The organism is Paraburkholderia sp. A1RI_3L (assembly GCF_048957895.1).
GTDB classification, from domain to species: Bacteria; Pseudomonadota; Gammaproteobacteria; order Burkholderiales; family Burkholderiaceae; genus Paraburkholderia; species Paraburkholderia kururiensis.
Genome location: NZ_JARCHA010000118.1, coordinates 1 through 226 on the forward strand (window position 1 = coordinate 1; position 226 = coordinate 226).

Genomic DNA, 226 nt, shown 5'->3' on the forward strand with positions numbered 1-226 from the left:
ACTGCTAGCGGGCAGGACGCTCTTTGTCTGGGGCGAGCAGGGGCATGGCGACGTGCTGCAGTTCGCGCGTTTCGTGCCGGCGATCGCGGCGCGCGTGGAACAGGAAGGCGGCACGCTCGTCTACTGCTGCTTCGACAGCCTGCATACGCTGCTCATGCGCAGCCTCGGCGATCGCGTGCCGACCATCATCGCCCACGACCAGCGGCCGCTTCCGCCGTATGACTTT

Annotated in this window: 1 pseudogene; it reads left to right on the forward strand. The window is 66.8% G+C overall.

Annotation, left to right across the window (positions count from 1 at the left end):
* Positions 1 to 226: pseudogene (locus PXJ20_RS33165) on the forward strand (hypothetical protein); the annotation flags it as partial.